General features: G+C 43.3%; 15 protein-coding genes. 5 read left to right on the top strand and 10 right to left on the bottom strand.

Annotated features, from left to right (window positions below):
• The first annotated feature begins 8 nt into the window (after nt 1-8).
• The gene (gene yajC / locus MR764_RS04155; protein WP_247978134.1) at nt 9-332 is read left to right on the top strand and encodes a preprotein translocase subunit YajC; all 324 of its coding nucleotides are present in this window, start codon (nt 9-11) and stop codon (nt 330-332) included.
• A 76-nt stretch (nt 333-408) separates the two neighbouring features.
• Here the strand turns inward: yajC and MR764_RS04150 are convergent, their stop codons facing one another.
• A complete protein-coding gene (locus tag MR764_RS04150; RefSeq protein WP_247978133.1) occupies nt 409-2,229 on the bottom strand; it encodes a cation:proton antiporter in 1,821 nt (606 codons plus the stop codon).
• Nucleotides 2,230-2,556: 327 nt separating this feature from the next.
• Nucleotides 2,557-3,657 (bottom strand): redox-regulated ATPase YchF, encoded by a 1,101-nt coding sequence (ychF, locus tag MR764_RS04145; RefSeq protein ID WP_247978132.1) that lies wholly within the window; start codon nt 3,655-3,657, stop codon nt 2,557-2,559.
• Nucleotides 3,658-3,814: 157 nt separating this feature from the next.
• On the opposite strand from ychF, the gene MR764_RS04140 reads away from it, so the two are divergent.
• Genes MR764_RS04140 through MR764_RS04125 form a run of 4 tightly spaced genes read left to right on the top strand, consistent with a single transcriptional unit; the run spans nt 3,815 to nt 6,136 of the window.
• Nucleotides 3,815-4,561 carry an NUDIX hydrolase gene (locus MR764_RS04140; RefSeq protein ID WP_247978131.1) on the top strand — a complete coding sequence of 249 codons (747 nt, stop codon included), beginning with the start codon at nt 3,815-3,817 and terminating at the stop codon, nt 4,559-4,561.
• Nucleotides 4,562-4,607: 46 nt separating this feature from the next.
• Complete coding sequence (locus MR764_RS04135; protein WP_247978130.1) at nt 4,608-5,156, top strand: sigma-70 family RNA polymerase sigma factor; 549 nt, start codon at nt 4,608-4,610, stop codon at nt 5,154-5,156.
• Nucleotides 5,157-5,211: 55 nt separating this feature from the next.
• Nucleotides 5,212-5,661 carry a hypothetical protein gene (locus MR764_RS04130; protein WP_247978129.1) on the top strand — a complete coding sequence of 150 codons (450 nt, stop codon included), beginning with the start codon at nt 5,212-5,214 and terminating at the stop codon, nt 5,659-5,661.
• Nucleotide 5,662: 1 nt separating this feature from the next.
• A complete protein-coding gene (locus MR764_RS04125) occupies nt 5,663-6,136 on the top strand; it encodes a hypothetical protein (protein WP_247978128.1) in 474 nt (157 codons plus the stop codon).
• A gap of 61 nt (nt 6,137-6,197) precedes the next feature.
• Here MR764_RS04125 and MR764_RS04120 read toward each other — a convergent pair whose 3' ends face one another.
• From MR764_RS04120 to MR764_RS04085, 8 genes are all read right to left on the bottom strand, one after another.
• On the bottom strand, nt 6,198-7,424 hold the full coding sequence (locus MR764_RS04120; RefSeq protein WP_247978127.1) for a hypothetical protein: 1,227 nt from the start codon (nt 7,422-7,424) through the stop codon (nt 6,198-6,200).
• 1 nt (nt 7,425) lies between these two features.
• Nucleotides 7,426-8,913, bottom strand: a complete 1,488-nt coding sequence (locus MR764_RS04115) for a TolC family protein (RefSeq protein ID WP_247978126.1) — start codon at nt 8,911-8,913, stop codon at nt 7,426-7,428.
• A 16-nt stretch (nt 8,914-8,929) separates the two neighbouring features.
• Complete coding sequence (locus MR764_RS04110) at nt 8,930-10,321, bottom strand: ABC transporter permease (protein ID WP_247978125.1); 1,392 nt, start codon at nt 10,319-10,321, stop codon at nt 8,930-8,932.
• A 9-nt stretch (nt 10,322-10,330) separates the two neighbouring features.
• A complete protein-coding gene (locus tag MR764_RS04105; protein WP_247978124.1) occupies nt 10,331-11,683 on the bottom strand; it encodes an HlyD family efflux transporter periplasmic adaptor subunit in 1,353 nt (450 codons plus the stop codon).
• A 164-nt stretch (nt 11,684-11,847) separates the two neighbouring features.
• Nucleotides 11,848-12,138 (bottom strand): hypothetical protein, encoded by a 291-nt coding sequence (locus MR764_RS04100; RefSeq protein WP_247978123.1) that lies wholly within the window; start codon nt 12,136-12,138, stop codon nt 11,848-11,850.
• Nucleotides 12,139-12,299: 161 nt separating this feature from the next.
• Nucleotides 12,300-13,526: a bifunctional 3,4-dihydroxy-2-butanone-4-phosphate synthase/GTP cyclohydrolase II gene (locus MR764_RS04095; RefSeq protein WP_247978122.1), complete on the bottom strand. Its 1,227-nt coding sequence runs from the start codon at nt 13,524-13,526 to the stop codon at nt 12,300-12,302.
• Between the two features lie 117 nt (nt 13,527-13,643).
• Nucleotides 13,644-16,004, bottom strand: a complete 2,361-nt coding sequence (gene pbpC / locus MR764_RS04090; RefSeq protein ID WP_247978121.1) for a penicillin-binding protein 1C — start codon at nt 16,002-16,004, stop codon at nt 13,644-13,646.
• A gap of 13 nt (nt 16,005-16,017) precedes the next feature.
• Entirely contained in the window at nt 16,018-21,540 is a 5,523-nt protein-coding gene (locus tag MR764_RS04085) for an Ig-like domain-containing alpha-2-macroglobulin family protein (protein WP_247978120.1), read from the bottom strand.
• Nucleotides 21,541-21,563 lie beyond the last annotated feature (23 nt).

The raw sequence follows: 21,563 nt of genomic DNA, 5'->3' as shown, positions 1-21,563 counted from the left end.
TTACCGACATGTTGAATAGTATTTTATTGATGATGCAACAACCAGAAGGTGCAGATGCGAACCCACTAATGAGTTTCCTGCCACTGTTGCTCATTATTGTTGTATTTTACTTTTTTATGATCCGCCCACAGATGAAACGCCAGAAAGAAACCCGCAAATTTCGCGAGTCGTTGGCCAAGGGCGATAAAGTAGTAACTACCGGAGGAATTTATGGTAAAATTGCTGAGGTTAAAGATACTTATGTAATTCTTGAAGTTGCAAAAGATGTTCAAATCAAAGTAGATAAAGCTGGCATTATTAAAGACATGAGCGATGCTCAACCACAACGCTAATACGCTTTGAGAAAAAATAGAAAAGGGTTGATCAAACAAATGGTCAACCCTTTTTTTATGGCGTCAAGTCGAATTATTAATCTTTCAGCGAAACCACTTTCTCTCCCACCAGAATCTTTTCTTCAGACAGGAACAGTCTGAATTCACCAGAAGTATTCTCAATCAGAACAGGAAGATTGTGCTCTGTCGCCACGGCTTGTTTTTCTGCGTAGTTCCTGCCGCTGATTTCATTTTTTGCCGGCTCGCTGGTCTCCGTATTTTCTCCGATGCCCGACCGCTGGAACCATTTTTCGAGATTAACAGGAATACCAAACAAAGTGGACGCTTTTAATTTCTTTAGTAACTCGGGACTGTGGTTTACATCGGCAGCCGAAACAGCCAGGTTAATATTCGGTATCTGGAAAGCCTCTGACGCCAGTTGCCCTGCAAGCAGATTTACCTGGTTGTTGGGAGTCATGGCAATAAACGTAGCAATATTTTCAGGCGCGGCTTCTGTTAGCACCTCTTCGTTCAGGGCATTCCCGTGGATACATTTATACCCCATAGCCCTGGCTTGTTCTGCCATCTCGTAGTTGTTGTCAATCAGAGTCACGGGAACAATTTTTGAGAGAAAGCGTGCAAGAAACAAACTTACCGGATTAACTCCAAGAATAAGTATCCCTTTGCGTTTATCCATGTATACCAGTTCACCTTTTCGCCTTAACCATTTCACAGTCCAACTTAATAATACCGGTACTGTAAGTGTGGTAAAAATGGCCATGAATACCAGGATGGAGAAGATTGTTTTATCAATGATTCCCATTTCGAGCCCGATTTGAGCGATGATAATCTCCACTGCACCTCGTCCGTTCATCCCGGTTCCGATGGTTAAACCTTCACGCCATCCGTTTCCTGACGGAAGATAAAACAATGCCGTACCGACAATCTTACCGACCACAGCAAGTGCAGTAACAGTTATCAGCAACATCAGATCAGTGCGAAATACCGAAACATCTACAAAAAAACCGGCCGACACAAAGAAAATCGGTGCCATAAAACCAATGGATACATCGTAAAAAGCCTTATTCAATTCTTTGGAAATATTCTTTGGAAACAAATTGGCTTTAAGAAACAATCCCGCCATAAATGCCCCAAGAATACTGTGCATACCAGCCAGTTCGGCCAACTCGCAATACCCAAAAGTTACGATCAGGATAAGCGTAAAAAACATGGTGCTGTTATTGATCTTCGATTTTGAAATAAAAGTTCCCAAGCGCGGAAGGACGAACAAACCGACCACTATGGTGACACCGAAAAATGCAAGAATTTTTGAACTGATAATCAGCAATTCCCGAATATTGACAACATTGGTTTCAGCAAAATTGGTGATCCCCGAAAAAATCACCAGTGCCAGGGTGTCCGAAATCAGCGCTCCGGCCATCAACACATAGGCTATCCTTGTGTTCAGCAGCTTTAAATCGATAAGTATGCGGCTTTTGGTTGCCAGCGATGTAACTCCGATAGCAATGGCCACAAACAAACCGGAAATGGCTGTTCCGCCAAAATATACGATGGTAAAATACCCCAGAGCAAAAGGGACAAAGAATCCGCCGATGGCAGCCAGAAGCCCGGGCCACGAAGCCTTCTTTAAATCATGAAAATCGATTTCCATGCCAATGTACACCATGAGCAAAATGATACCGATTTCGGACAAGACTTTGATTGACTCGGTAAATTCGAGAATTCCCAACATGCCGGGCCCAAGTATTATCCCAATCAGTAACTCACCTAAAATAGCCGGATACCCGATTTTACGAATTAGTACCCCCCCCCCGTATGCTGCCAGCAAAACTGCAGCAATATTGAGTATGTTAATGTGAAATTCTTCCATAAATTCTTTCTTAATTCCTCCTCTCACAAGATAAGAAAATTTCGCAATTAAGACATTTAGGTGTGATTTAACAGGAACATTATTTTTCGGAAGAAACGAGCACTAAAACAATCATGATTATCAGGAATCATCAAAAGGAATGAAAGTAAAAATTTATACTCCTATCTGGGAATTATTTTTAATTCAGAATATCCAATGTAAAATTCCCAAAATCTGATTTTCCGGATTTTGTTGGTTGTTTTTCATTCAAAATTGAGAACTGGATATTTTTTTAAAATTGACTTTCAGAAAAAAAGGTTGACTGCTTCATGCAACCAACCTTTACTGAATAGTATTTAGTATAACTTCTGTACGCTATACATTAAATCTGAAGTGCATGATATCTCCGTCCTGCACAACATATTCCTTACCTTCGATCGACATTTTTCCGGCTTCCTTGCAAGCCTGTTCCGAACCCAAAGTAATGTAATCGTTATAACTGATCACTTCAGCACGAATAAATCCTTTTTCGAAGTCGGAGTGAATTACACCCGCAGCCTGCGGTGCTTTGCATCCTTTACGGAATGTCCACGCACGAACCTCTTTTACCCCTGCTGTAAAATATGTTTCCAGTTGAAGTAACTTGTAGGCCGCTTTAATCAATTTACTTACGCCCGATTCTTCCAGTCCTAGATCGTCCAAAAACATTTGACGCTCTTCATAGTCCTCCAGTTCAGCAATATCTGCTTCGGTGGCAGCTGCAATCATCAACATTTCGGCATTTTCGTCTTTGATGGCTTCTTTTATTGCATCCACGTGTTTATTCCCTTTTGCTATTGAAGGTTCGTCCACGTTGCAAACATAAAGGATCGGTTTATTGGTCAGCAATTGCAGGCCTTTCACCAGGGCTTCATCCGCGGGATCAATCTCAACTGTACGCGCCGATTTCCCCTCCATCAACACATCTTTGTAAGTCGAAAGAATACGGAACAACCTTTTCGCTTCCTGATCGTTACCGGTTTTGGCCTGTTTTTCCACTTTGGCAATTCGGGCTTCCACTGTTTCCAGGTCTTTTAACTGAAGTTCAATGTCGATGGTTTCCTTGTCGCGCACGGGGTTAATATTTCCGTCTACGTGAGTAATATTGTCATTGTCAAAACAACGCAAAACATGAATAATCGCATCGGTTTCACGAATGTTTCCAAGAAATTTATTTCCTAAACCTTCACCTTTGCTGGCACCTTTTACCAGTCCGGCAATATCCACAATTTCGACAGTGGTTGGCACCACACGCTGCGGCTTTACCAATGATTCCAGTTTTGTTAACCTGTCATCCGGAACCGTTATCACTCCAACATTGGGTTCTATTGTACAAAAAGGGAAATTCGCTGATTGAGCTTTTGCACTCGACAAACAATTAAACAGCGTTGATTTCCCCACGTTTGGCAAACCAACGATTCCACATTTCAAAGCCATTTTACTTGATTAAAAAATTTGCGCTGCAAAGGTAATTTTTTTTTGATTTTATTTACGCACAGTCCAATTCCCCCAGGCTGACTTAATATACTGTGCACAAACTGAAATCCTTGAAAAAACCTGACGATTCATTACTTTTGTGCAAACATTCTGACTCATGATATTCAAAAACCTTTCGATCGACTGCGTAATATTTGGTTTCAGGGATAATAAATTAAATGTTTTACTCTGGCAGCCAGAGCCGGAGATCGTCAAAAAACTCCTGATATTGAATGATGTATACCTGGAATTTAAAGAAATCTATGAAAATAATCCCGCGTTAAAATCAGATAAACATTGGGGGTTAATCGGCATGCATTTACCGGTTGAAGAAGACCTGAATGACTACACCAAAAAGATTCTGGAAATGGCTACCGGGCTACAAAACATTTACCTGAAACAATTCCAAACATTTGGAGGTATAAACCGGATTCCGCACACAAGAGTTCTGACCGTGGCCTATTACGCTTTGATAAACCCTGAATATCATGATTTAAAACTTTCGCCTGTGGCCAAAGCGGTAAAATGGTTTGATATAGATAATTTGCCCGATGTAGCTTACGATGCAAAAGATATCATATCACATGCTTTAAAAACACTCAGAGAAGAAGCAAAGTATCACCCGGTTGGATTTCACCTGCTGCCCGATAAATTTACACTAAATGAATTGCAAACCCTTTATGAGGTAATTTTGGGGAAAACATTGGATACCCGTAATTTCAGAAAAAAAATACTAAATATGAATCTGCTGATGGACACCGGAGAAAAACAAAAGCATGTTGCTCACCGGGCAGCCAAACTCTTTTCTTTTGATATGGAGATGTACAATAAACTTCGGGAAGAAGGTTTAAATTTTAGCATTTAATTATTAAACTTTCACCCGCCAGGCAAGTCTTATTGTAAATCACATTATGTCGGATAACGATCAACATATCATCGCAGACCTGAAGGATGAAAACAAGAGGAATCTTGCGTTTCACATGCTGGTTAAAACCTACCAGGAGCGGTTGTACTGGCATATCCGAAAAATGGTTTTAAACCACGATGACGCCGATGATGTGCTCCAGAATACCTTTATGAAAGTGTGGCGGAATATCGATACGTTTAGAGAGGAATCGAGCTTATTTACCTGGCTTTACAGGATTGCTACCAATGAATCGATCACTTTTCTGAATTCGAAAAAGAAAAAAAACCTGTTACCACTTAACGACGAAAGCGAGTATCTGCTCGAAAACCTAATGTCGGACCCCTATTTTGAAGGAGACCGGATTCAAATGAAATTACAGGAAGCGATCGTACGTCTTCCCGAAAAACAGCGTTTGGTTTTTAACATGAAATATTTTGATGAAATGAAATACGATGATATGGCGGAGATTTTGAACACTTCGGTTGGAGCCCTTAAGGCTTCGTACCACCATGCGGTAAAAAAAGTAGAGGATTACTTAAAGAACAACGAGTAAATGAAAGTATTAAACCTTTTTGTAAATGTACAGTCAATATTAAAAATCAGGGATAATGGATGAATTAAAAAATAACGCACCGAAATTGTCAGAAATAACCAAGGAGAATCCGTTTGGCACTCCCAATCATTATTTTGACGATTTTTCTGCCCGTCTTCAAGTCAGGATGGAAGCAGAAGCAGCACCTTCCGTTCCCCGCAGGTCAGGAATTATTCATTTGCTAAAACCTGCACTCGGCCTTGCCGCAAGTTTTGCATTGATTATGATGCTGGTATACGTCCCCTTACGCATATTTACGCCCGATAAAATAAATCAGGTAGCAGAAGTGACAGATACAACAGATACCAATTTTCTGAATATTATTGAAAAAATAGACGAAGCCACTTTTGTTGCGCTCTTGAACGACAGTGAATCTGAAAACGATTTAACCGACGATGACCTGGCGCTTTATGTAAGTGCCAACTTTAGTGATTATGAACTTTTTGAAAATCTGACAAGTAATTAAAATGAAAAAATACTTATACACATTAAGCATTAGTCTTCTGTTTCTGACCTTTTCGTTTGCCACCTTGGCACAACACGAAAAACCAGAGGACAGGTGGGAAAAATTCAGAGCTGAAAAAATCTCCTTTTTAACGGCTAAACTGGATCTTACCCCCGAAGAAGCACAAAACTTCTGGCCCGTTTACAACAAAATGGAGAAGGAAAGACTCGACGCTCAGATGGCCAGACGAGAACTGGAACAACAGGTTCGCGATGCAGCTGAAACCCTTTCGGACAAAGAGATCATAAAACTGACCCGTGAATTTGCACAGACAATGGACGAGGAAGGAACACTCGCAACAAAATACAACGAACAGTTTCTGAAAATTCTCCCGCCCCAGAAAGTGCTGAAACTATACAAGACCGAAGGTGAATTCAGGATGTATATGTTCCGAAAATACCGCGATCAACGAGGAGGAGACGACAAACGGAATTAATTGATAGTTCATAAAAAAAGGCTCTGATTGAGCCTTTTTTTATGAATTATTCACTGCTTGCTTATATCATTTCAGGGGCCTCAGTCGCAATTTTATCTCCTTCCTTAATTCCATCGGTAATTACAATCGACTCTTCATTTTCCGGGCCGATAGTGACACTCTGCTGAACAAAACTCCCTCCCTGCTTCAACCATACAAATTTTCCGCTGTCGCTGGTAAATACCGCATGCACTGGTACAGTAAGAACGTTTTCCAGGTTGCTTACTATGATTTCGTTACTACTGGTCATCGCCGGTTTAAGATCCGAATCCGATTCATCGAGCCGAATAAACACTTTGAAAACTTTCATGTCAAAATCCTTATGGTCTTCTCCCATTGAAGCAACCCAAACTACATTTCCTTTTAGGGTAACTCCCTCCAAGGCATCAAATGAAATCCTGGCACTATCGCCAACAGCGATCTTTGAAATGTCAATTTCCTTGACATACACTTCAGAGTTTGCTTTATTCAGATTAGGAAGAACAGCAAGCACCGGCATAAAAGGATAACAGTAGTCATCGCGTTTGAATTTTTTCCCCTCAAACGGACTTTTGGCTAACATTACAATTCCACTATCTGGAGAAGTAATACGACAAGCCGCAATTGCCTCACGAATCTTTCCAATTTCTTCGTTTCGGCTTTCCACATAATTTTCAAGGCGTTTGATACCCACTTTTCTTCTGTTGATTTCCAACTGGTAATTCCGTCGCTTATTTTCAATTCCAATTTCTGCTTTTTGATAAGCCATTTGAATCTTACGCTGATAAGCCTCTGATTCGAAAACCGACTGTTCGAGGTCGATTTTATTGTACTCCAAATCGAGTTCGGCATCCTTAATATCTTCCCGAAGCTGAGTGAGCGATACGGTACTATCGATCACCGCATTTTTTAAATCGGCATTCAAACGTTCCAGTTCCTGGGTTACTTCACGCATTCGTGTGGTCAGCTGACTCTGGTCTAATTGTGCAATAAAGTCACCTTTTTTTACCGCTTTTCCTTCGTCTACAATATCAAGAATACGATACGACCATACCCGAAGAGAACGATCAGCCAGTATATTCGGAAGTCGTATTTCAACAACATCTGCACTGTTGATCTCACCCTTACATTTGATAACTTCTTCAAAACTCCCGCTCTGGACGGTGTAAATTCCTTTTGCCTCACCTGTCACCTCTTTTCTGAAAATAAGAAACAAGGCAACGACTGAAACCAGTATAATCCCGGCAGTAATTATTCGCTTTTTATTCATATCACTGTTTTTGGAGGATTTTATCGTATTCTACAATAAGCTGTTCCTTTCTTTCGAAATCGTACAGTGTCAGCCCTCTCAGCTGATAATATTTGGTCCAAAACTGATTCAAGGCATCCACATACTGTATGCGTGCACTTTCCTGATCGTTGCTGGCGATATTCAGCTTCACCACATCAATTTTCCCGATAAGGAAACGTTGAAAAGTAACATCGTATCCCATTTTAGCCACGGTATCGGCCTTTGCGGCATTGTATACCTGTCCGGCCTGAAGATTGAATTCAAGAACACGTTGATATACTTCCTGTTCAAAATCAATTCTTTCCTGTTCAATTACAGCCAGGGCAACCTCCCGGTTTGATTTTGCCATTTCAAACCGTCCCTTTCTTTTTCCCCAATCTACAATGGGTATGTTTATTCCAAGGTTAAAACGCTGACTTTCATTTTGCTTTCCGTAAACATCTGAAAATTCTTCTGAATCCTGGTTCAGGCCATACAAAGCATAAACGGAAGTATTTAAACCCGTCTCCGATTTGGCAGAAGCCACTGCCTGGTTGGCTTCCAACGTACGTTGCTGGTGATCGATAATCGTTGGGTTGTTTTCCACAGCCAGTGAAATAGCATTATCGGCATTCACCTTAAAATCCGGGATCACTTCAGGCATAACACATTCTACGTTTGTTTCTTTTTCGAGGCCCAGGAATGAGTTGAACGACGATTGTAAACGTTTTACACTCACGTTGGCCTGGTTCAGCGCCTGACTGGCATTTAACAAACTTAACTCCAGTTTCAGCAATTCATCCTGAGTAACCGTACCCACCTGGTAACGCCCCTGCCCGATTTTATACAAGGTATCGGCGTTGGCATAATTGGTTTCGGCTATTGATTTTTGGATCTGAGCACGAGTGAGGCTAAAAAATACAGAAACCGCCTTTTGCTTTAACGTTTCGTTGTTCTCTATCAATTGCTTTTTTGCTTTTTCATACTTCAACGGCTCGATTTTCGATTTCCATTTTAAAGCATTGTATCCGTTCAATTCCTGAGAATAACCGATACTGATAGGAGTCGCAGCATAAGAAGTAGATCCCCCATCTCCGAGGTTTTTTACCATCCCTAAACTCGACCGCAAAAAAAGCTGACCACCGGTTTGTGCAACATTTTGCACCAGCGATAACGATACGTCGGAATTAAAATACTCCCGCATTCGGTATTCATCCTGGTTGGTATTAAAATTATATTCCTTCCGGCTGTATCGGTTCAAATCAATGGGCGACGAACTAAGCGACAACCCGGGTAAGCGATCAGCTTTGTAATACCGGAACTCCCAGTAACGGGCCAAATACATATTTTTATTTCGGAATGCATCAATGGATTGTTCTGTTGCCAGATCGATCACCTCAGGCAATGTCAACCGAAGTGATTGATTCTGAGAATAAACCGGAACAGCTGTTATGCCTAACAAAAACAGCGCTATAATAAATTGTTTCATAAGATAGTTTTTTTGTTTACTGACGTAATGATTCAACCGGGTCGTTGTCGGAAGCTCGTTTGGCCGGGAGATAACCAAAAGTTATTCCTACCAGCACCGACACTCCAAACGCAATAAATACACTGAAAAAAGAAACGATGGTTTTGATATCGAACATTCCCGTAATGATCTTTGAAAGCACAATACCAAGAACGATTCCGATTAAACCACCGGTAAGACTGATCAAAGTCGATTCAGCCAAAAACTGGGCTATAATATCTTTCTTTTTGGCACCAACTGCTTGTCTTACACCGATTTCCCGAATACGTTCCATTACCGAAGCCAGCATAATATTCATGATGCCAATTCCGCCTACTACAAGCGATATACCCGCAATTACACCCAACACGATGTTAAATATGTTACGGGTTTTTTGTTGTTGTTTCAGGAGCAATTCCGGGATGGTCACTTCAAAGTCGTACAGTTCGGAATGGCGCCGCAACAGCATCCGTTTAATTAACAAAGCTGTTTCATTTAGCTGGTCAGTTTCTTTTACCTGTACAACAATCTTATCCAACTGGTTCAGGTTCGAATCTGTTTCTTCGTATTCTTCCTCCGAAGAATTATCTCCAACCCGGTACACCACCATTCCGCCGCCCCCGGGACCGCTTCCTTTATTTGCTTTTGCTACTTCATCGGCTCTTACCAGCGACCGGTTTTTAAAGCGCAGCAACATGGTCTGTACCGGAATAAATATTTTGTTATCGGAGCTGCTGATTCCCAGTTCATCGGATGCCGAAGCGGTAAAATCGCGCCTTTCTACAACGCCTATCACTTTGAGCCATATCTGGCCGCATTTGATTAGTTCGCCCACGGCTTCCCTACCTCTGAAAAATTCGGTTTTTATATTGTCCCCGATAATACAGACCGGATAGCCTTTTTCGCTTTGCTGATCGCTAAACTGGTTTCCCTCGCTCAATTGAATATTAAACAAATCGAAGTAGTTGTTATTTACTCCCTCCAGCACAACCGGCTTGGAGTGAGCATCAAGCAAGGCAGAGTAGTTAAATGAAATGACAGGCGACAACTGTTGAACCGAAGGCACAATTTTTTGAATGGCCTCTGCGTCCATAAGGGTTAAGCCCCGTGAAAACTTTTTTGCTCCGGCTTTGTCGTCTCCGGTATCGCCACCACCACCGGCTCCCCCTTCCACGGTGAGTGTGCTTGGAGTAATGATGATGTTGTTTACGCCGACCATTTTTATCTGGTCCAGAATTTCCTGCTCGGCTCCGTTGCCTATGGCCATCATACTGATAACCGCAGCTACTCCGAATATAATACCGAGCGCCGTTAGTATCGATTTCACTTTATTCGCAATAATCGCTTCTACGGCAATGCCAATGTCGTGCAGATAACGTTTTATAAACATGAGATTGGATTATTTGGAGGTGAACTCATTTGTTTTGGCTACAGATGCTTCCTTTGAATTTTCTTCAGCTGGCTGATTTTCCTTAACCTTTATTGCTTCATAGATCTCCATCCCTTGAAAATCCATGGATTCGGCAGTTTCAGGTTCAGAAAGTGCAATGTGGTCACCTTCTGCGACTCCCTGCAGCACCACCATATAATTCTCATTCTGGATTCCGGGTTCAATCACCTGCTTTTCCATCTTACGACCATCGCCGTCAGACAAATAAACATAGCTCAGCGAATCGTTGGTAAAAACAGCTTCCAGCGGTACATAAACCACATCTTCGGCATAACCGGTTTGAATTACATTACTGGTGGTCATCGATGGTTTCAATTCTTCATCATCACCGATTACCTTTATTTTCACTTCGAAAACCTTTGCATCACTTCGCGGGAGCAATTGCCCCACATTTGCGATGGAACTTACTTCGCCTTCCAGCATTTTTTCAGGAAAAGCATCAATCCCGATGTCAACTTTCTGCCCGGTTTTAATCCTGGAAATATCAATTTCGTTGATATAGGTTGTAGATATCAGCGTATTCATTTTCGGGAAAGTTGCAATGGCGGGACTTCGGGTAGAAATGGTAGAATTGGCCTGAATAGCAGCTCCTCTTCCCGAATAGCGGTAGTACCCGATAATTCCGGATTTTGGTGAACGAATCGTTAACGCATCGTAAACGCTTTTCAACAGATCAACCCTTTCTTTTGCCTGCTTGTAGTTGATAAATCTTCGATCTACCTTATTGGCTTCCTGTTGCTGTTTCAACACGTAAGCCTGCTTCATTTGTTCCAGTTTACGTTCGGCTTTTTCAAAGTCCATTTCGGCTTTTCTTTTTACCGATGGCGACTCATAAGCCGATTCTTTTATCACGATCTCTCTTTCTTCCAGATCGAGTTGTGCATTTACAATCAGGTCGCGCTGATTACTAAGCGTAAGGTTCGAATCAATTTTACTGTCTTCGTATTCAGTAAAACGCTGGTCAAGTTCGTCCATTGCATTTTTATACTGTTCGTCTACTGCAGAATGGTCAACGGTAGCGACATAATCACCTGAATCGACAGAAGAGCCCTCTTCTATCATATCGGCAATTGTAATTTCCCAAATCCTTAGTCGGTTATCCCTAAAAATTTCCGGAACAGGAATATAGTCAGCTTCCTGTGATTCCAGTTGCCCGGAGGAGTAAACTAAAGATTCGAATTTACCTTTTTGTGCAATTGTGGTTAACAATGCTTCATTGTCGTTTGATGGGCTTAACGCAAATACCGAAATAATTACGGCCAAAACGACTAAAATTGTGACGATGGATATTCGGCGGATCATATAAGATAGGTTATTGATTGTTACGAATTATATGGGAATCAGTTCCGACAAAGATTATGCCATTAACATAATCAAAAAAATAAAAATGAGCTGAAAATGAATTCCAACCCATTTCACCATAAATGCTGATATCGAAAGATTAAATCAGAAAAATAAAAATGTTATTACAGGGCTTTAAACCAATCCTGAAATAAGTTCCCTACTAAAGGAATTAGTTTTTTCTCACCATTGATTGCTCCGATCAGGCTAATAATCCAAAATACGAACACAACAATATTCGCAATCCAACCAATAATAGGAATAAATAACAATACGATACTCAGCAAAAATAAGCCGAGCAGCTGTCGAATGTAAAAACTGGCAAGTTCATCCTTGTCGTTCGAATTCAAAATAAGCGCAATTACCCAGCCAATCCAGTAAATGTGCGCAACAATTGCTTTTGTTTTTCCATCCATTGTTTCGAGATTTAAATTTCGACTAAAATAAGCAATGAAATGTTATTTAACAAAAGGGAAGATGAGTTTAAGCAAAATCTTTCCCGTTTTACCTTTCAGCAATACTTCCTGCCCCAAAAGGCAGCTTCTTTCTGGGGTTGTGGACAAAGAAATCTGTTCCGTTATTTGTCGTAATTGAAACCTTTCAGGTGATGCCCCATTCGATCACGTTTGGTTTTCATGTACCGCTGGTTGTGTTCGTTTGGCGGAATTTCAACCGGTACAATTTCGGTCACTTCCAGCCCGTAACCTTCCAATCCCACGCGTTTCACCGGGTTGTTGGTCATCAGGCGCATTTTGGTAACACCCAAATTCGAGAGTATTTGTGCTCCCACACCGTAATCGCGTTCATCGGCTTTAAAACCCAGATGAAGGTTAGCTTCCACAGTATCCAGTCCCTGATCCTGCAATTTGTAGGCTGCAATTTTATTGAGCAAGCCAATTCCCCGGCCTTCCTGCATCATATAAACGATCACACCTTTCCCGGCTTTTTCGATCATTTCCATGGCCTTGTGCAACTGGTCGCCGCATTCGCATCGCATCGAACCAAAAATATCTCCGGTCATACACGATGAATGCACACGCGCCAGAATGGGCTCGTTAGTATCCCATGTGCCTTTGATCAACGCGACATGTTCTGCTCCGTTCGATTTCTGACGGAAAGGTACGATTCTGAAATCTCCAAATTGAGTAGGTAACTCGACCTCTTCTCCCCTGTCGATCAGGCTTTCGCTCTGAAACAGAAAAGAAATCAAATCTTTTATGGTTACAATTTTCAGGTTATGTTTTTGAGAGAATTCGTACAATTGAGGCAAGCGTGCCATTGTTCCGTCTTCGTTCATTATTTCGACCAGAACTCCCGATGGTTTTAATCCGGCCAAACGGGTAAGGTCGACTGCCGCTTCGGTGTGCCCGCTTCTTCGAAGCACTCCGCGGTTTTTTGCTTTTAACGGGAAAATATGTCCGGGGCGGCCGAGTTGTTCCGGTCGGGTTTTATCGTCCACCAACATACGGATGGTGATCGCCCTGTCGGCTGCAGAAATACCCGTTGTTACTTCGGGATGAATGGCATCGACAGAAACCGTAAAATTAGTCTCGTTCGACGATGTGTTTTTTCCCACCATTAAATCCAGGCTGAGTTCCTGACATCTTTTTTCGGTCAGGGCTACACAAATCAGGCCTCTCGCCTGACTAGCCATAAAATTTACGATCTCGGTTGTCACCAATTCAGAAGCAACAATCAAATCCCCTTCATTCTCTCTGTCCTCATCGTCTACCACAATAATCATCTCACCATTTTTGATGGCAGCGATGGCTTCGGGTATCGTATTAAGCTTGATGTCTGTCATACCTGTCTCTAAAATCAGGTGCAAAATTACAAACTTTTACGAAATCAGTTCATGATTTAAGTGATAAGAGAAACCTGTTTGGATTATAATAACATACATCTCTCTGAAATTGAACGGTCAGCGGTTAACTACTTTGAACCTTTTTGTCAACGAATTTCCAAGATTATCGGTTACCGTAATATTATGCCAGCCCTCGTCTGGCCTCAGTTCCAGCTGATGTACGTTTTTTGTTGTCCCCAGGAAACGATTATCTAGATACCAGTACACGGTTACATTATTTGACCGGTGAGCCAGATCAAAAATTATTTTTCCGGGAGTTCCGTCGAGATCAACCGGAATAAAGAGCCGGTTCCATTCGCGCGGATAAATAAACTCCAGCTGCTGCTCTGTTTCTGAACAACCGGGCATTAACGGCGGTAAAGTTGCATACAAAACATTCTGACGTTTGTAATAATACTCCATGGCCGGAGGAAGAACAAACCAGCTTTTGTGTTGCATCTCCGAAACCGGGTAACAATCGGCATTTACACGGTGCGTTCCCTCTTTATTTAAGTGAATGCGCTGATGCCACGGACAAACACCTATTTTATTTCCTGTCGGGATCTGCACCACTTTTCGTTCAGGGCAAAATTTTCCCGGACGATAACCACTCTCAGCACAAACCTCAATGCTTGTCATTTCGTCTACAGGAACCGGAAACCATTCCGAAAAAGGAAGTGACGAAAACACATCGAACATTACCGGTGCAGCTGCGGTAACACCCGTCAAACCAGCACGGCCCTCCCCGTCGGCGTTTCCACACCAAACCGCCACCACATACCGCGAAGTAACTCCAACCGCCCAGGCATCTCTGAAACCAAAACTGGTTCCGGTTTTCCAGGCAATTTTTCGTGAATGTGCGAAATGCTCCCACCCCGCTTCGCTCTCCGGGCGTTTTACTTTTAGCAAAGCATCGAATGTGGAATAAACCGATGCTGCCCGTACAAGTGGCTGTGTCCGTTCCTCTTCTGTTATCTGTAAGTTTTCATCCCAGATTAACGGGCTAAATGGATCGGATGAATAAAACCCATCTTCCTCATCGTATCGTTTCAAAATGGTTCCCAGCGATGCGTACATTCCGGCCAAGTCCCATAATTTAACTTCGGCCCCACCCAAAATCAGCGACAAACCATAATGTTCGGGTTGTTCTTTTAAGGAACTCATCCCTGCTTTTTTCAGAAAAGAATAAAACGGGCCGACACCGTAATCTTTTAACATATGAACGGCCGGAATATTCAGAGAACGCGCCAGCGCTTCTTCAGCCGGAACAGCTCCGTTGTACTCCCTATCAAAATTAACAGGCGTAAAACCTCCCAAACGAACAGGAATATCAGGCTCCAACATGGTTGGCAAAAGCAAACCATCGTCTAGCATTTTGCAATAGAGAAAGGGTTTCAAAATACTTCCGGTACTTCGCGGCGCCTGTACAACGTCCACCTGGTTTCCATGCGCTGTGCTATCGGTACTGGCTGTGTTTCCCACATAAGCCAATACTTTTTTCGACGGAATTTCGACCACCAGCACCGCCATGTTATGGATAAAATTGGATTTCAAGCGCTGATGATGCCGGGCAACAATTTCATTCACGCGGTTTTGAAGTTCATAACGAAGTGTCGAATGAATCCTTTGCCCGTGTTTTTCGGCATTCGCCTTTTCTGTAATGTGAAAAGCCAGTTCAGGCAACGCATTTACCTTTTCAGGTAAGGGCTCCGAAATGGCTAAATCATACGTAATGCTGTCGATCTCGTTTTCAAATAACAATTGATTCAGTAACTGATCGCGTTTTTGCTTTAAGCGCTGATCTAAACGCCCGGGATAAATGAGCGACGGAGCATTGGGTAATACCGCCAATGTAGCTGCCTCGGCCCACGACAACTGACCGGGATCGCGGCCAAAATAACGCCAGGCAGCAGCATCAAGCCCCACCACATTTCCTCCGAACGGTGCGTGAGAAGCATACATTTCCAGAATTTCGGATTTGGAATACCGCAATTCCACATGTAGTGCCCAGAAAATCTCGATCAGTTTATTTTTTATCGTTCGTTCCTTTTGCCCGCGCGCCAGGCGGCAAACCTGCATGGTAATGGTGCTACCGCCCGAAACGATTCTCCGCGCCCGTATGTTTTGAAAAACAGCGCGGGCCATGGAAAACAAATTAATTCCGGGATGGAAATAAAAATATTTGTCTTCGAAATTCAGCACACATTTTTCGTATTTCACGGGAACCGAATCCACCGGCGGAAAACGCCACTGTTCATCATCTGAAATGCGGGCGCCGAGCAACTCGCCTTCGCTACTCTCCAATACAGTTGAATAGGATGTTTTGAAAAGCGGACGCGGCACCAGCCATCCTCCGATGAAAAACAACATCAGGAACAAAAGCAGGAAGATCAATAATTTTCTCCCTGCTCTTTTTATATAAATTTTCCTTCCAAACACTTAGATCATATTTCTACTTCACCGTCACCATTTTTCCGCCAAGACGGGCATTTACACTGTTATCGTACATGGCTTCGCAGCTTGCCGGCGGAAGATAAAATTCGCCTTTGTACGCTGCATTCAGATAAAACGTAAATGTTTTTTGTTTGCCCATTTCCAGATCGAAATAAGTATAAATCCGGTCGTCGCGAATATCCTGGTACTCGAAATTTGCATCGTTTTGAGGAGCGTCACCCAACCGTTTATTAAGGATTTCCCAACCCGACGGAACCAAAGTGGAAAGCACCATCTCTTCGTAATTCACCTTTTTGCCCGGGTGTTTCACCGTAACTTCCATTTTGAAATCGGTTCCCTGCTGAATGGAAGCCGGGTCGATTGACTTGCCGGCCGCATCAAGATATTTGACCTCCAGCAATAAATTACTTGCAGCAGAAGAAGAATCCACTCCTGCCGGAATTCCTTTGGCAACCAAACGCACAAAAGTGGCATTTGCCCCTGTATTTTTATAATTGAGCGAAAACTGCTTTGTTTTTCCATTTTTCACCGGAATTTTAATGACCGGAATCTGGGTACGGGCATTCGATTTTTCTCCGTTAACGGATAAATCGTAAGCGGTTTCGCTACCGTTTTTATAAAACTTCTCAGAAAACTGTGCTGCAGAAAACAGGCTCCAGGCAGCGGTTTGCGTACTTAGCCAGCTACTTTTATTAATGTCGTCGGAAATTTCCTGTAACATGCTGAAGGCATTTTCCTGTTCCTCTAGCAAAACAAGCGATTCCAGAATCATTGCCTTATCACGCAGCGACGAACCAAATGTTCCGCCCATTTCGTTGTACTCTTCTACTTCGCTCGATAAACCGGCAACCAATTGTTGTGCAATTTCCTTTTTACCCGCCAAAACATACGCCGAAACCAGCCTCCAAAGCACATCCGGAGATTTGGAACCTTTCTCGCGCAGGCGGTTCATTGCCCCCAGGTCAGGGTTTCCGGCCAAAGCCAGCGTGTATAAACGATACGCCTGATTCAGATCGTAATTCCGGTAATAATAAATATTCGTGTTGCTCTGTTCCTTTTTCCAGTTACGGGCCGCCGATTTCTGGTAGCGCACCCACTTGTCCTTCATTCCGTAAGGCAAAGAATATCCGGCATTTTCAGCGCAAACCAAGAAATGCCCTACATAGCTGGTCCCCCATTCGTTGGCATACGACGAACCCGGCCAGTAACTAAATCCACCACTTCCCAACTGGTACGACTGTAATTTGATCAGAGCCTGACGAATATTGGTTTCGATCTTCAGTTTCTGATCGGCATAAACCGTTGTCAGATTCGCCAAAAACAGCTGTGGAAAAACAGAAGACGTTACCTGTTCCACACAACCGTGCGGATATTGAATCAGATAATCGAGGTATTTTGCCAGATTCAGCGGAGGAAATCCGGAAACTTCCACCCAGGCTTCGTTACTGTCCGGTTCTCCCGGGTTTTGCAATTCTGAATTCCAGCTTTCGCCACCTTTTACCAGTTTCGATTGCTGAACGGTAACAGCCTGATTTGGATTGCGCACCTGAACTTCTACTTCGTAACTCGCCATTTCTTTACCCGATTTTGCTTCCACCACAATTTTTCCAACACCACTTTGAGCTTTCACTTTCAGTTTGAAATAACTCATTTTCTCGCCCGTTTCGGTAAACTGAAGCTTGTTCTCCTTGCTTCCAACGATTTCAAACAAATCGTTGGTTTTTACGGTGATCGAAACATCTTTCACATTGCTTTTCATCGCAAAAACATCCACCGGCAAATCAAACGTTTCGAGTGGAGCCAGCATGCGCGGAACTGTTGCCAGCAACATCAAGCCCTTCCGAACAGGCACCGAAACCTCTTCAGCACCGTAAGCCCCCTGGTTTCCGGCCACCACCATCATTCGAACTGCGCCCACATAATTCGGCATTTTGAAAGTATGCTTTTGTTTCTTCCCGGCCTCGAGTGTAAACGGCCCGGCAAACTGCACCACAGGTTTAAAACGGTTGGCTTCTTTCTTTTCAGAGTCTACCATTTCGTCATCGCCACCTACGGCAAAAGCTTTTTCGAGACGGGCGCCGTAAGCGCCGGCTACATAATCGTACAAATCCCAGGTTTTCACGCCCAGAGCTTCGCGCTGGTAAAAAGTTGCATGTGGATTTGGTGTAGAATAATTCGTCAGTCCCAGCAAGCCTTCATCAACAATGGCCAATGTGTAAGTCATTTTCTTGTTATTGGCTTCCGAAATTTCCACCGTGTAGTCTGTTTCCGGTTCAATTTCATCCGGAGCTTTAATTACCGGCTTCAAAATGGTTTCCGGATTCTCCACTTCCACCGGAATTACGCCATAAAGCCGCAGCGGTGCATCGTTTTCAGTACTTCCAAAAGGCTGGATTAAACTCACATGAACATAGAAATTGGGTGCCATTTCCGGTTTAGCCTTTATGGTAAAGCGGGTTTGTTTATCGGAAGTTTCCATCCAAAACATATCGAGTACCCCGGTTCCGTTTTCTAGACTTACCAGCGCTTTTCCGGTTTTTGACGAAGGAATGATCACTTCAATGTCTTCGCCTACATTGTATTTTTGCTTGTCGGCGCGGATACTCAACATAGTAGCGCCTTCCGTCATCCCGTCGGAACGCCAGCCACCCCACTCCGACATGTAAAATGTAATACCCGCGGAATGCCCCGAAGTATTGTCTTTCACCCACAGGAAGTAACGGCCGTTGTCTTGCCAGTTGTTGTATTTTACGTTCAACCGGACCTGCGATTTTGGTTTGGCATCTTTAATGGCCCACGAAGCAACCGGCTGATAATAACTTCCGGAAACATAGTGAGCAAGGCTTTCGGAACCTGACTCCCACCACCAGCGCCAGTTCACTTTGTAGAGGCGCACTTCCAGATCGTCGCCCGAAGCTGCTTTCCCGTTTTTATCGACCAATACAATCTCGGGCAGATATTCGGTGTCGGTTTTGTACCAGTTATCTTCCGACTCGGGCATGCGAATTCCCACATACGTGGAATACGGAGAATAAAGGGCTTTGGTAACCGAAGTACTAAAATCGCCACCGGATTCAAACACCCGCGAGGTAAACCAGGCATTCAACATTCCCGGAGCATTGTCCAAGCCTTCCAGATTTAAAGGAATCGTTCCTTTTCCGGTTTCGTCGAGTTGAGCATCGAAAATGGTTTCTTCCTTGTTCGAGAACCGTGTTGCCGGATCGGTAAAAGTATAGTTCCTAAAATCGGCAAACTGTGTCGCACTTTTTGTAAACAGTACTTCGACTTTGGCTTTTAACGATTTTGCCGGAGTTCCATGTAACCAGGAAGCGCTGATCGGCAAATTCTTATCATCAACTCCGAGTAACTTATCTTTGGGTAAACCGAGTTCAATTTTTAAGCGGTTCGGTTTAATGGTTTCTATTTTTACCCGTTTTGAAAAGGTGCTATTGCCTACCTGTACTTCAGCCCGCCAGTTTCCGGTAGGAGCATCTTTTTTGGTTTGCGTCGTCAGCTGATAAAAACCATTTTCGTTATGGGTAATCACGCGTCGTTCAACCACCTGTTCCTTTGGATTGATCAGGCTGAAAATTGCAGGATGATTTTCAGGATTATCTGACGCTGTTTCAAGAATGAAGTTCACAAATAAAGTATCACCCGGCCGCCACACATCGCGTTCGCCGTATATAAAACCTTTCATCCCGTCGGTGATCTCCTGTCCCGCCACATTGAAATTACTCACCGAAAGCGAGGTTCCGTCATCAAGGCGCAGATAGCCAAACTGGCTGCCTTTTTTTGCGACCAGAAGAAACGGTTTCTTTTTCAAATCAACGCTGGCAAATCCCCTTGCATCCGTTTTGATGGTTTCAATCCATTGGTTTTGATAATTGTAAAGCTGGAGTTCAACATCCGCTTCCGGGTTGGTTGAAACCAGGTTCGAGACGGCAAATAACATGCGGTGATCGCGACCTTCCTTTGCAATAATACCAAGTTGCGACGCCATGATGTTCCGGCTCACAAAACGATCGGAGTTGTAATAGGAAACGTGACACGGATTGTCTTGCTCTTCCCAAATATACCCCGGAGGATAATAATAGTCGCTGTACCAACCCGGCGCATCCCACTCGGTTTCGTAATCTTCACCGGTTGACAAGCTGATTTCGGGAATTTCCTCCTTCGCAGAATCCTCCTGACAAACATATTGCGAATACTCCTTGCAAAAGCGAAGTTCTACCCGGTAAACGGCCCCCTGCTGAAGTTTAACCAGTTTGGCCAGATCAATTTTGAAAGTATTCCATTCGTTGTAATTTACCGGATTGTCGGCCATCAAATCAACCTTTCCTTCGTACACCAATCTCCCGACACGTTTCAACTCCGAACTTCCGTTTAATCGGTTTTCCTGTAAAAACTGAGCAATATTATCCTTGTAAATTTCAATTAAACGCACATCCACAGCGTTCAGACTAATGGCTTCAAAAGGAAATTCGAGGTGGTCGTTTTCCGGAACAATCACTCCTTTACCGATCAAACGCAGTGCCGGCTCGGCATTGGTGAACTTAAGAATGAAAGTCTCTGCCGATTTTAAACGGGCATAATTCGCGCTTTTTATCCCCTCATACACATTCATCGTCCTTACTCCCGAAACACGTTTACCGGGCCACACTTTCACCACATTCCCATCAATTTCCAGCCGCAGGTCTTTGGTGTTATCCATCTCAATCAATCCTTCCAAATCCTGAGTCTTTAAAAGCGGATCCGAAAAACGAACACTTACATACTGCTCGGGCTGCTGAACAACAGTCGCCTCCAATATTTTGAACGTACTCAACGCCGGAATTTCCAATTCCTTTGTTCCTGAAACATCGGCATTCAGCGGGCTGCCATCCCATTTAACGATTACTTTTCCTGCATCGTCCTGCATGCGCGCAATGCTGTCGACCGTAAAAAAGTGCTTGCGACGGTTGCTGTCATGATTCCAGGCTACCGGCAGGTCTTTTCCATTGGCGGTAACCGTTACAATTTTTTCAATCGGGTCCGAATCGGCAACATCTGCCGTTAAAACATATCCTGTCAACTGCATTTGCGTGGAATTCAACCCTTCGTAATTTCTCAGTCCCTCCACGGTGATCGAATAGGTTTGCTTTACGGTAGCAAATTCGAAAGGCAATTGCTGAAATTTACTCTCCACTTTTAGAACTTTGCCCAATGCAAACTCGGCTTTGTAATTGGTTCCGGGCTTTAGCGCTTCATCCGGCCTGAATTCAAAAATGCGTCCTCCCACCAACACTGTTTTTCCTTTAACTTCCGGTTTAAACCGAAACAGATCTTCAGTGTTTATTTCACCTTCAACAGGCTGCGACATGTACACCGAAATGGTGGATTCGCTGGAAATAACACCGCTGGTAAACGCCTGCACATAGCGGCTAAATGCAACATCGGTTGTAACTGTTTTTCTCTCGCTTTTTGTGCACGAAACAGCCATGATCAACAAAGCTACGATGGGGAAAATCAATTTTTTCATTGGGTTATCGTTATTCGTTTTTC

It is taken from the genome of Maribellus sp. YY47 (genome assembly GCF_023111095.1).
Taxonomy (GTDB): Bacteria; Bacteroidota; Bacteroidia; order Bacteroidales; family Prolixibacteraceae; genus Draconibacterium.
The sequence above is the reverse complement of the archived record's forward strand: the minus strand, read 5'-3'. Positions and strand labels throughout refer to the sequence as shown.

What these genes read in the sequence shown, in the direction of transcription:
- MR764_RS04085 (WP_247978120.1), bottom strand. Translation starts at nt 21,540, where the DNA reads ATGAAAAAATTGATTTTCCCCATCGTAGCTTTGTTGATCATGGCTGTT.
- MR764_RS04105 (WP_247978124.1), bottom strand. Translation starts at nt 11,683, where the DNA reads ATGATCCGCCGAATATCCATCGTCACAATTTTAGTCGTTTTGGCCGTA.
- ychF (WP_247978132.1), bottom strand. Translation starts at nt 3,657, where the DNA reads ATGGCTTTGAAATGTGGAATCGTTGGTTTGCCAAACGTGGGGAAATCA.
- MR764_RS04100 (WP_247978123.1), bottom strand. Translation starts at nt 12,138, where the DNA reads ATGGATGGAAAAACAAAAGCAATTGTTGCGCACATTTACTGGATTGGC.
- MR764_RS04110 (WP_247978125.1), bottom strand. Translation starts at nt 10,321, where the DNA reads ATGTTTATAAAACGTTATCTGCACGACATTGGCATTGCCGTAGAAGCG.
- MR764_RS04130 (WP_247978129.1), top strand. Translation starts at nt 5,212, where the DNA reads ATGGATGAATTAAAAAATAACGCACCGAAATTGTCAGAAATAACCAAG.
- MR764_RS04140 (WP_247978131.1), top strand. Translation starts at nt 3,815, where the DNA reads ATGATATTCAAAAACCTTTCGATCGACTGCGTAATATTTGGTTTCAGG.
- yajC (WP_247978134.1), top strand. Translation starts at nt 9, where the DNA reads ATGTTGAATAGTATTTTATTGATGATGCAACAACCAGAAGGTGCAGAT.
- MR764_RS04120 (WP_247978127.1), bottom strand. Translation starts at nt 7,424, where the DNA reads ATGAATAAAAAGCGAATAATTACTGCCGGGATTATACTGGTTTCAGTC.
- MR764_RS04135 (WP_247978130.1), top strand. Translation starts at nt 4,608, where the DNA reads ATGTCGGATAACGATCAACATATCATCGCAGACCTGAAGGATGAAAAC.
- MR764_RS04125 (WP_247978128.1), top strand. Translation starts at nt 5,663, where the DNA reads ATGAAAAAATACTTATACACATTAAGCATTAGTCTTCTGTTTCTGACC.
- MR764_RS04115 (WP_247978126.1), bottom strand. Translation starts at nt 8,913, where the DNA reads ATGAAACAATTTATTATAGCGCTGTTTTTGTTAGGCATAACAGCTGTT.
- MR764_RS04095 (WP_247978122.1), bottom strand. Translation starts at nt 13,526, where the DNA reads ATGACAGACATCAAGCTTAATACGATACCCGAAGCCATCGCTGCCATC.